The following is a 10,366-nucleotide window of genomic DNA, read 5'->3' as shown; positions in this document are numbered from 1 at the left end:
AAATTGGAAAATGACCTCTCCGAACTATTGATTTTACTGGGCTAAAGGGGTTCTGTTTTTGATTAGGGACTACAAAGATTTCTTGAAACCTGAAACCCGCTCCCAGCTTGCATTGGTAATTTATGTCGCCAAACTTGGGTTAGAACAGAATCCAAGCTTTTAGGGAAGCTTGATGACCAGGGATCAAGTCCCTGAGCCCTGCATCGCTGCCACGACCGGGCCACCTCGGGCCTTATCTTATCTTCGAGAATGATTTCTCGCGAAATAAAGGACTTCCAGGCCTCGAGTACGTTCTCTTGTGTACTTGGCATTTTTGCACCTCCTGAACGAACCATAGAGTTTGTAAACAATTCCGTCGAATTGAGAAAAAAATTACTAAAAATCGTTATATTTTTCACATTTAATTTTACACTAAGATTAGTGGTTTTCAAAGCCAAATTTATCTTGAACAGTTTGTCTGAACAAACTGTTCAAGATAGTGAGCAAAATTACATTCACAAAGTGCAAGCGATAGACATTCAAACCTGACCAATAGAGGGTTTCCTCATTTTATGAGGACTTGGCATAAGTTATGCAATATTACAGTGAGGAACCATAAAGAAAGGTTCGCCACTATTAACTCTAATTTGTAAGGAGGATGGAATTTATTATGGAAAGTAATGAGATGCCGACCTTCGGGAATTTGCAAGGTGTAAAAGTAGTAGCCGTAGGTTCAGCAATAGCCGGGCCCTTTGTAGGTACGCTTTTTGCTGAACAGGGAGCCGATGTAATCTACGCTGAAAGTACGTTAGCCCCTGATATGTTTCGTATGTTCGGAGATGTATTTACGGTAGAGCATCGGAATCAAAGAGCCATTGCTCTGGATGTTCCTTCTCCTGAAGGTAAAGAGATTTTAGCTCGTCTCCTCAGCGGGTGCGATGTCCTGGTTGAAAATTCTAAAGGAGGAACTTGGGCGAAATGGGGACTGACCGATGAAGCGTTATGGGAAATAAACCCCAAACTTGTGATCGCGCACATTTCTGGCTTTGGGCAGACGGGGGATCCTAATTATGTTAAGCGGGGTTCTTATGACCCTATTGGACAAGCCTTTAGTGGTTTTATGGCCATTAATGGAGAGCCCGAACCGGCACCTCCCTATGCAGTGAAGCCTTTTACGGGTGATTATTTTACAGCGCTAACAGCAGCGTGGGCTTCGGTGGCAGCACTCTACCGGACACGGGAAACGGGTATCGGGGAGAGTATTGACATCGCCCAGTACGAATGTTTGGCTCGCATTCAAGGGAATTTCCTCACGGAAGGGGTCAACTTTGGGAAACAGCCTCCTCGCATGGGCAATAAAGATCTTATATCAGCCACGGAAAGTATCCAAAAATGCAAGGACGGTAATTATGTGATGACAGGTCTAGGCGGCGCTGCCACGTTGAAACGCGTCGAGGCTCTCTGGGGCCTGGCAGATGACCCGGATTTTGCGGAAATGCACACAGTTATCTTGAAGAAAGATAAAGCACGGGCCGAGAAATTTGTGAAAGCGAATCGAGATTTCTGTCAATCCCATACGGCAGAGGAAGTCGACAGAATTTTAAACGAGCATAATATTCCGTGCAGTGTAGTCATGACCTATGACATGATGTTGACCAACCCACAGTACCAAGCGAGAGAAACAATTACAGAGTGGTATGACCCGATTACGAAGCGGATGGTTAAAGGTGTAGGACCCATTCCTAAATTCAAAAATAACCCTAGCCAGATCTACCGCGGCGGATCCACTTATGGAATGGATAATGAAGATGTGTTAAGTGAATTAGGTTTTAGTGAGGCTGAGATTCAAGATTTCTATGATAAGAAGATTATTAAGAAATAAGAAAGAACACAATAACTATTCTTTAGAACTCTAATGATTGAGGTGAAAATATGAACGTTATTTCATGTTATAAAATCGTACCAGATGAACAGGATATCGTGGTCCTTCAAGATCGTAACCTATCGCTTGAACGGGCCGAGTGGAAAATTGGTCAGTATGACTTAAATGCAGTAGAAGTAGGAATGCAAATCGTAGAAGCGGTAGGAGGAAAGGTTTCTGCCCTAAGCGTGGGGGATAAACAGTTAGAAAACTCCAAGTTGAAAAAAGGGATTCTTTCAAGGGGTCCGGAAGAGCTTTTCCTCGTTGTTGATGAGCGTTTGGGGAACGCGGATGCTTATCTTACGGCGAAAGCACTTAAAGCGGGAATTGACAAAATCGGCAGTTTCGATCTTGTCCTCTGTGGAGAAGGGTCCGGAGACCTCTATTCTCAACAAGTGGGGATTCAGTTAGGTGAATTGTTAAACGTGCCCACGCTTAACGCGGTCAGCAAGATTACCCCTGCGGGGGACAAATTGGTCGTCGAGCGTACCCTGGAAAATGAGATTGAAGTATTAGAGGTTATGCTGCCAGCAGTGATTTCCGTGACGACGGATATCAACCAGCCTCGTATCCCCAGTATGAAGAATATCTTAGCTGCAGGGAAAAAAACCGTGACCCAATGGGGACTTTCTGATCTCGGGACAGAGGGGATTCAGAAACCAACGGAAATTCTGAGCACCTTAGCACCAGAACAGGTGGATCGTAAACAGATTATATTCGAGGGCGATTCCGAAGAAGTCGTGCAAAAGCTATTTGAGAACATTCAAAAAGAACTTCTCTAGAGGATGGTGAAAAGGATGAGTAAGATCAAAAAAGTATGGGTCATCGCTGAAAAAGAATCCGCTTTAGCTCAGCTCTGTGCAGGAGGCCGTCAACTCGGAGAAGAAGTCGCAGCGGTGGTCCTGGGAACGAAAGAAGAGACGGGAAAGGCGATTACTATGGGGGCTGACACAGTCTACTGGCTGGGCGAATTTAAACCCGAAAATAGGATGGAAGATTACGTCAAGACTGTCTTAGAACTTCTCAAGCAAGAACGGCCTGACCTCCTGATGGTGCAACCTACGAAACGAGGGAAACTCATTGCGGGTCGCTTAGCAGCAAGTATGGGGACAAGCGTTCTTGTAGATGCAGCTAAAATCAAAATCGATGAGAAAGTTCAAGTGACCCACCTGGTCTATGGAGGAGCGGCCTTCCGAACGGAACAATCTCTGACGGAAACAACGATTGTTACTGTTGGGGCAGGCGTATATACGGCTCTTCCCGAAGATACGAGCCGTCAAGGAAATGTGATTTCGGTAGATTATCTGGAACCCTCCAATAAAGTCAAGCTTCTCGAGAAGAAGACTAAACCAAGCGCTACGGTTAATCTTGGTGCGGCTAAACGGGTTGTTGGTGTTGGTCGCGGGATTGCCAATCAAGAAGATATTAAAATTGCGGAAGAACTGGCTGAACAAATTGGAGCTGAGGTCGGATGTTCGCGTCCCATTGCTGAAGGCGTTAATTGGCTTCCTACGGAACGCTATATCGGAGTTTCCGGTGCCATCTTAAAACCAGAGGTCTATCTTGCCGTAGGAATATCCGGACAAGTGCAACATTTAGTTGGAGTGAATCAGGCGAAAGTAATTATCGCTGTGAATAAAGACAAAGCAGCCCCTATTTTCAAACATGCTGATTATGGCATTGTCGGAGATCTCTATAAGGTACTCCCGCTCCTGATCGAGAAGTTCAAAGCCAATAAATAGGCAGTGAGAGATAGAAGTCATTATTTTAAGAAGTGGTGGAACGAATGGCAGATAAATATGAAGTTATCATTGTCGGAGCAGGCCTTGCGGGGCTTGCTACCGCTTATCGGTTAGCACAGGCAGGGATAGAAGTCGTAGTCGTTGAACGCGGCGATTATCCGGGCAGTAAGAATCTAAGCGGTGGCGTTCTTTATAGCCGTGTTCTGGATCAACTCATTCCCAGCTTCTGGGAAGAAGCTCCGATTGAACGCTATATCTCCAATTATGTCACCACATTGATGACCTAAGAGGACTATTTTAACCTGGAGTATAAGGGTAAAACCTTGGGACATACACCATATAATGCGGTTACCGTCCTTCGGGCGAAATTTGACCGTTGGCTCGCTGAAAAGGCTGAAGAAGCGGGCGCAATGATCGTCACAGGCATCAAAGTGGAAAAGGTGATTAAAGAAGGAAACCGTGTGATTGGAATCAGTACGGGAGATGAGGAAATGCTGGCTGACGTCGTGATCGCAGCTGACGGTATCAATTCCTTTATCTCTCAAGAAGCAGGCTTACGCGGTGAGATTAAGTTGGAACATCTAGCCGTGGGAGCTAAAGCCCTAATTGAACTTCCTCGCGCAACGATTGAAGAACGGTTTCACCTTACAGGAAATGAAGGAACAGCGTATGCCATCTTAGGAGAGGCCACTCATGGAGTAGCTGGGGGAGGTTTTCTCTATACCAATCAGGAGAGTCTCTCCATCGGGATTGTTATGCGTTTGGATGATCTGGTAAAGGAAAGAGTTAAACCGCCAGAAGTCCTCGATGATCTCCTCGAGCATCCCATGATTGCCCCCTTAGTGAAGGGCGGAACAATGACTGAGTATGGTGCTCATCTCACAGGTGAAGGCGGATTGAACATGGTACCACAAAAGCTTTATACGGATGGAATGCTGATTATTGGGGATGCTGCAGGGTTCACGATTAACAGTGGGCTTGTGATTCGAGGAATGGATCTGGCCATTGGTTCGGGGATGGCAGCTGCGGAGGCGGTGATTGAAGCTAAGAAAAAGGGTGACTTTAGTGAGAATAGCTTAAGTGCCTATAGCCGTAATCTCGAGGAGAGTTTTGTCATGAAAGATTTAAAATTCTATGCTAAGGCACCTGGGTTTATGGAAAGTGATCGTTTGTATAAGGATTATTCATCCGTAGTCAATAAGCTATTTAACAAAGTTTATACCCATGATTTGACGCCGAAAGAACATCTGATGAAGGTTGCGACGAAGTCGTTTAAAGAATGCGGAATCTCCATGTTCGACTTAGCAAAGGATGGAATTATGGGGGTGCGTGCCTTATGAATCGAGTAAGTTTACCCGATAAGTTGAGTTTAAACAAATTCGAAGTGGATGAGGGAGAACCTCATATTCTCATCAACAATGATCTTTGTAAATCTTGCCAACCTAAAAGCTGCCTTTTGGTCTGTCCAGCAGGGCTATACAGTGAACTGAATGGGGAAATCATTGTTGAGTGGGCAGGCTGCCTCGAATGTGGAACCTGCCGGGCAATATGTGAGAAAGAGGCTATTGATTGGAAGTATCCGAGAGGGGGATTCGGGATCATTTTTCGTCAGGGATAAGGTGTGTTTTTTAAAGGAGGAAGAAAAATGGTAAGTGATCAAGCAACGGTAAAATCCCCATGGGTTGCGTATCTAGGATTGCTATTTGGCACTTTCACCATGATTGAAGCGATGTCCTTTCAGATTCCAGCGCTACCGGTTCTGACCAAAGCATTTGGTATTCCTGTAGCATCCGCAGCGTTGATTAGCCTTTGTTATTATCTTACAGCTACGGTATTCGGACCTGTTTTTGGGAACATCGCCGACCAAGTTGGTCGTAAACGGATTGCTCTTATTGGAATGGTTATTTTTTCCTTCAGTGAGTTCATGGCAGCTGCAAGCATGAACTATCCGTTTTTCTTAGCGGCAAGGTTGATCCAAGGAATTGGTGTTGCCTGTGTTATCCCTGCCGGACTTTCCTATGCGACCTATCTCTTTCCACCGAAAAAGCGAGGTGTAGCCATTGGCGTATATTCTGCGGTAGGTAGTATAGGTTCAGCTACAGGCGGAATTCTGGGTGGTCTTTTAATTACTAAGTTTGGTTGGCAGTCTCTCTATCTTGTTAATGGAACCTTAGCTATTCTGGGCATTATTTTAGTCAAATCAGTAGTACCGGAGACTCCAACAACGGCAAAGAAACCTTTTGATTTACTTGGATCTATTTTACTTTTACTCACAGTGGGTACTTGGTTATCAATGTCGATACTGGTAGCCAATCTAGGCTTTAAGTCTCCCGTTACATTGGGTTTCTTAGCCTTAGCCATTATATTCGCACTCTCTTTTTGGAAGGTAGAAAAGAAATGCGACCATCCTACACTCGATTTTTCGATCTTAAAGAATCGCTACTTTATTGCACCTATTGGTATATATTTCTTTATTGCTCTTTGTTCTCAAGGTTCCGTGTTTACAAATTCTTATTTTGTTACGGCCAAGCCGGGTTTAGGGACCCAATATGCAGGCATTTTAACTTCGTACATTTATATTGTAGGTATCATCACCTCTCTAATCAGTGGAAAGTTAAGTGATAAGGTTAAGATTAAAAACATCATACTCACAGGCATTGGATGTTTTATTATAGGTGCACTTCTTTATTCACAATATAATGTGAATACCCCATTTTGGTATATTGTACTAACACTGTGTGTCATGTCAGGGTCGTTGCTATTGTTAGCGCCTAGCTGTATGAAGATGAGTATGTCAGCTGTTCCCAAGGAAAAATTAGGCACTGGTTCAGGCACATACATCATGATTCGTGACCTAGGAAGTCCCACCGGACAAACCACGATGTTAGCTGCCTTTGGTGCAATCTCGGCTGCTTCGTTGACAACTCAAATAACGGCTGAAGCAACACAGGCAGGGGTGAGTCAAGAAATGTTACCTGCTATAGTGGACGCGGCAAAAACTGCGGGTAAGACTATCGATCCGACGTTACTTGACTATCTGAGCAAGTTGGGAATCAACTTTCAGAATATGTTCAATCAAGCTAATTTTAATGGAATGGTCACGGCTGTAAACCAAATGAGCTTTATTATCATCGGAATTGCGGTAGCCATGTTTATCGCTGCTTTGATTTTCTTGCCGAGCAATAATAGCGAAGCAGCTATGCCTAGTAAGGATAAAATGTAGCCTGATCCAGTTAAACCTTAACCTTTCGAATAACGTTGACTGGCTAAAAAAACGAGTTGGTCAGCCTTGTAAGAAGGAGAGAAAAACGATGTTTCCTATCAATGTTGGTTATTTGTTAACTTTGAATGCTCATCGATATCCAGATAAGACGGCCCTTGTCTATAAGGATCAGCACTTTACGTATCGGGAACTGAACGAAAGGGTTAACCGCCTGGCCCATTCTTTAATAGGACTGGGAATTACAAAGGGCGATAAGGTAGGGTATCTTTTCCCAAATTGTAATCAGATCATTGAATTGTTTTTTGCTCTACTGAAGATCGGGGCTGTTGCTGTTCCTTTGAACCATCGTTTGATTTCTCGGGAGATCAAGTGGTTGGTGGATTCTGCTGAATGCAAAGCCTTTGTGTACAGTAGCATTTATGCTCAAACGGTCGAAGAAGTAAAACATCAATTGAATACGGTCAAAACTTTGATTTGCTCGGGTGATCAGGTTTCAGGAGAATACTCCTTTGAACAATTAGTGAGTAATGACGATACAAGAGAACCCAATGTATGTGTGAGTGGAAAAGACTTGAGCAGAATTCAATTCACAGGTGGAACAACGGGCCGCTCCAAAGGAGTCATGCGTACCCATGAAAGTGACCTCTTCCAAACCATTAGCATTATGACTCAAAACAAAATGGGGGGGTTCCAGATGAGGTCGTAATGGTTCAGTGTCCACTCCATCACCAAGGGGGAATATCCTGGCTGCTTTGTGTCATGGCAGCGAGCGCACAACTTGTGATTTGTGATGCCTTTGAACCAGAAGACATCCTCAAGCAAATTCAACGCTACCATGTCACCTATCTGTTATTGCTTCCCCCAAGTACCTACCTCAGATTGATTGATATCCCCAACTTTAAAGAATTTAATCTAACATCGGTTAAGTTAGTTCAGATGTCGGCAGGCGGAACTTCTCCCGAAATCATTCTCAAAACCTATGAAGCCTTTCCTAACTGTGAAATTAACTATGGTTGGGGGCAAACGGAATCTGGAGCAGGTACGTCGAGTGTGCTGACTCGTGAAATGGCAAGCAACCACTCGGAAAAAATAAATAGTGTCGGTCGGGCAATGCCCTTTTTCGAGCTGCGTATCGTGGATGAGCAAGGACGGGATGTTCAAGTCGGAGAAGTGGGAGAGTGTATCGTAAGAGGACCGTCGATCATGTCAGGATATTTTAATCAACCTGAATTAACCGCCAAGACCCTCAAGGAAGGATGGGTGCATACAGGGGACATGTTCAAGCAAGGCCAGGATGGTTATTACTATATTATGGATCGCAAAAAGGACATGATTAAGACTGGAGGGGAGAATGTTTTTGCCCAGGAGGTAGAGGGTGTCATCCGAAGTCACCCTGCCATCCAGGACTGTGCAGTGATTGGTGTCCCAGATTCATTATTCGGGGAAGCGGTTATGTCGGTCATTAAACTCCGAACAGGATATACGCTGACTGCGGAAGAGCTGCAAGAATACTGTAAAAAGCAGTTATCCAGTTATAAAAAGCCTCGCTATATTGATTTTGTCGATAGTTTTCCCGTAGATAGCGCGGGGAAGATTCAGAAATTCAGGCTTAGGGAAATGTATAAGACTTTTCTGCTAGCTCTCAATAAAAGTTCTTTGGGGTGAAAAAAATTGGTCATAGAAGTATACCCCCAAATCTATCTCAACGAAATTCCGCTGCCTAAATTTCAACTTAAAGCCATTCACAGTTATATCGTCCTGTCGGATCAACGAAATCTCATCATTGATACAGGCCTTAATACTGAACAGGGCAGAGCAGCCATAATTCAAGGGATCAGAGAACTCAACGTTGATTTAAGTAAAACAGATTTAATGTTAACCCATATGCATCCCGATCATGTCGGTATGGCTTCCTTTCTCCAGGAACAAGGGGCAGCCGTTTATATGAGTCAAGTCGACGGAGAGTTGATCAACCCAGTTTATTCAAGAACGAGTAAAACACCTGCCGCAAAATTATACGAGGTGTTATCCGCTGAAAAGGATTTTATTCCAGCTCTAGACGACGAGTTCGGAGACAATTCCACAGCGAATGTCGTTTTTTATCCCGTGAGGGAAGGTAATACGATATGCGTTGGAGATTATGTTTTTGAAATCATTGCTACGCCAGGCCACACTCCAGGGCATATTGGTTTATACGAAAAGAAGCACAAGCTATTCTTCTGCGGGGACCACATCCTTGAACACATCAATCCCAGCGTTATGTTCTGGAGTTATGAGCAGGATATGTTGGGGATGTATATGAACAGTCTGGAGAAGGTTCGTGCGCTGGACGTGGACTATCTCTATTGACGGCACATTTAGGGATCATCAGAGACCATCGAAGACGTATTGACCAGCTAATTTCTAATTGTAAAGAACGTATTGAAGAAACTAAAAATTTACTGAGCGAAAATGTCTATTATGAACCAATCTATCAATTAAAAAGGAGAATGAGTAATGGACTTTAAACTGAATGAAGAACAGGAATTATTATTAGAAAGTCTTAGGGAGATCATCGCTAGAGATTGTACAGAAGAATATATGAAAGAGTGTAATGAGAAAGGCGAGAATCCGAAAAGGTTTATCGATGCGTTAACGGAAAATGGTTTTGGCATGTTAGGCGTTCCTGAGGAGTATGGCGGAACTCCTGTCGATACAATGACGATGATGCTGGTTGCGGAAGAAATAACCAAGAATGGTGGTCCACACTTTGCGTTTGGACAAGCCTTATCCATTGCGGATATGCTGGAATTTGGCTCTGAAGAGCAAAAGGCCGATACAATGCGAGAGGTTCAAGCGGGTAAGGTTGCTTTTGTTTTGGGCTTTACCGAGCCACAGGCAGGCTCCGACAGCAGCGCGGCTGCGGCCACTTTTACCCGTAAAGACGGGAATGTCTATATTAACGGTCATAAAACCTTTATGAGCAATGCCCTCACTGCACCTTATATGCTTTGCTTAGCCCGCAACGCCGAGGAGGTTGGTGAAGCCGACAAACGCAATGCGTTTACAATGTGGTGGGTTCCGATGAAGGCACCTGGGATCAAAATCGAAAGACTGAAAAAAATTGGTTGGCATATGATGGATACCTGCGAGGTGTATCTGGAAAATGTTGAACTTGAGGAAAAAGATCTGGTCGGCGTTGAGGGTAATGGTTTCAAGCAGGTTCTGATTAACTTTGAACTTGAACGTCTGTTAATGGCCGCATCAGTGTGTGGTTATGCGGAATGTGCCTTTGAGGATGCTGCTCGTTATGCTAATCAACGGGTCCAATTTGGTAAGACCATCGGATCTTTCCAACTCATCCAAGAGAAACTCACGGATATGAAAATAAAAATCGAGAATATGAAAAACATGGTTTATAAATGCGCTTGGGAAGCGGATAATGGTCTGCCTCTTCAAATCTCTTCAGCCTTAGCTAAACTCTATTGTGCCCAGTCAGCCAATGAGGTTATTGATGACGCC

Annotated in this window: 12 protein-coding genes; 11 read left to right on the top strand and 1 reads right to left on the bottom strand. The window is 44.1% G+C overall.

Annotated features, from left to right (window positions below; translation table 11 throughout):
- Positions 1–62: 62 nt before the first annotated feature.
- A complete protein-coding gene (locus VM640_RS06040; RefSeq protein ID WP_325390525.1) occupies positions 63–311 on the bottom strand; it encodes a hypothetical protein in 249 nt (82 codons plus the stop codon).
- Between the two features lie 338 nt (positions 312–649).
- On the opposite strand from VM640_RS06040, the gene VM640_RS06035 reads away from it, so the two are divergent.
- The 11 genes from VM640_RS06035 to VM640_RS05985 form a co-directional block, all read left to right on the top strand.
- Complete coding sequence (locus VM640_RS06035; protein ID WP_325390524.1) at positions 650–1,861, top strand: CoA transferase; 1,212 nt, start codon at positions 650–652, stop codon at positions 1,859–1,861.
- Between the two features lie 50 nt (positions 1,862–1,911).
- Entirely contained in the window at positions 1,912–2,682 is a 771-nt protein-coding gene (locus VM640_RS06030; RefSeq protein WP_325390523.1) for an electron transfer flavoprotein, read from the top strand.
- Positions 2,683–2,697: 15 nt separating this feature from the next.
- Entirely contained in the window at positions 2,698–3,642 is a 945-nt protein-coding gene (locus VM640_RS06025; RefSeq protein WP_325390522.1) for an electron transfer flavoprotein subunit alpha/FixB family protein, read from the top strand.
- 44 nt (positions 3,643–3,686) lie between these two features.
- Positions 3,687–3,929: an FAD-dependent oxidoreductase gene (locus VM640_RS06020; RefSeq protein WP_325390521.1), complete on the top strand. Its 243-nt coding sequence runs from the start codon at positions 3,687–3,689 to the stop codon at positions 3,927–3,929.
- A gap of 36 nt (positions 3,930–3,965) precedes the next feature.
- On the top strand, positions 3,966–4,982 hold the full coding sequence (locus VM640_RS06015) for an FAD-dependent oxidoreductase (protein WP_325390520.1): 1,017 nt from the start codon (positions 3,966–3,968) through the stop codon (positions 4,980–4,982).
- Entirely contained in the window at positions 4,979–5,260 is a 282-nt protein-coding gene (locus VM640_RS06010) for a ferredoxin family protein (protein WP_325390519.1), read from the top strand. Before VM640_RS06015 ends, VM640_RS06010 begins: the two co-directional genes overlap by 4 nt.
- Positions 5,261–5,287: 27 nt before the next feature.
- Positions 5,288–6,865 carry an MFS transporter gene (locus VM640_RS06005; protein ID WP_325390518.1) on the top strand — a complete coding sequence of 526 codons (1,578 nt, stop codon included), beginning with the start codon at positions 5,288–5,290 and terminating at the stop codon, positions 6,863–6,865.
- 88 nt (positions 6,866–6,953) lie between these two features.
- Entirely contained in the window at positions 6,954–7,571 is a 618-nt protein-coding gene (locus VM640_RS06000) for a class I adenylate-forming enzyme family protein (protein WP_325390517.1), read from the top strand.
- Positions 7,571–8,530: a class I adenylate-forming enzyme family protein gene (locus VM640_RS05995; RefSeq protein WP_325390516.1), complete on the top strand. Its 960-nt coding sequence runs from the start codon at positions 7,571–7,573 to the stop codon at positions 8,528–8,530. The genes VM640_RS06000 and VM640_RS05995 overlap by 1 nt, the downstream gene beginning before the upstream one ends.
- 6 nt (positions 8,531–8,536) lie before the next feature.
- Positions 8,537–9,214, top strand: coding sequence for an MBL fold metallo-hydrolase (locus tag VM640_RS05990; RefSeq protein ID WP_325390515.1), 678 nt, complete (start codon positions 8,537–8,539; stop codon positions 9,212–9,214).
- A gap of 147 nt (positions 9,215–9,361) precedes the next feature.
- The coding region (locus tag VM640_RS05985; RefSeq protein WP_325390514.1) for an acyl-CoA dehydrogenase at positions 9,362–10,366 on the top strand (1,005 nt) is incomplete at its 3' end.

Source organism: Desulfitobacterium sp., from assembly GCF_035539115.1.
GTDB lineage: Bacteria > Bacillota > Desulfitobacteriia > Desulfitobacteriales > Desulfitobacteriaceae > Desulfitobacterium_A.
Note: the sequence above shows the minus strand (reverse complement) of the source record. Positions and strands in the feature narration are given on the sequence as shown.

Excerpts from the sequence above, each read along its gene's own strand:
- VM640_RS06000 (WP_325390517.1), top strand. The coding sequence starts at position 6,954 with ATGTTTCCTATCAATGTTGGTTATTTGTTAACTTTGAATGCTCATCGA.
- VM640_RS06030 (WP_325390523.1), top strand. The coding sequence starts at position 1,912 with ATGAACGTTATTTCATGTTATAAAATCGTACCAGATGAACAGGATATC.
- VM640_RS06020 (WP_325390521.1), top strand. The coding sequence starts at position 3,687 with ATGGCAGATAAATATGAAGTTATCATTGTCGGAGCAGGCCTTGCGGGG.
- VM640_RS06035 (WP_325390524.1), top strand. The coding sequence starts at position 650 with ATGGAAAGTAATGAGATGCCGACCTTCGGGAATTTGCAAGGTGTAAAA.
- VM640_RS06010 (WP_325390519.1), top strand. The coding sequence starts at position 4,979 with ATGAATCGAGTAAGTTTACCCGATAAGTTGAGTTTAAACAAATTCGAA.
- VM640_RS05995 (WP_325390516.1), top strand. The coding sequence starts at position 7,571 with ATGGTTCAGTGTCCACTCCATCACCAAGGGGGAATATCCTGGCTGCTT.
- VM640_RS06005 (WP_325390518.1), top strand. The coding sequence starts at position 5,288 with ATGGTAAGTGATCAAGCAACGGTAAAATCCCCATGGGTTGCGTATCTA.
- VM640_RS06040 (WP_325390525.1), bottom strand. The coding sequence starts at position 311 with ATGCCAAGTACACAAGAGAACGTACTCGAGGCCTGGAAGTCCTTTATT.
- VM640_RS06025 (WP_325390522.1), top strand. The coding sequence starts at position 2,698 with ATGAGTAAGATCAAAAAAGTATGGGTCATCGCTGAAAAAGAATCCGCT.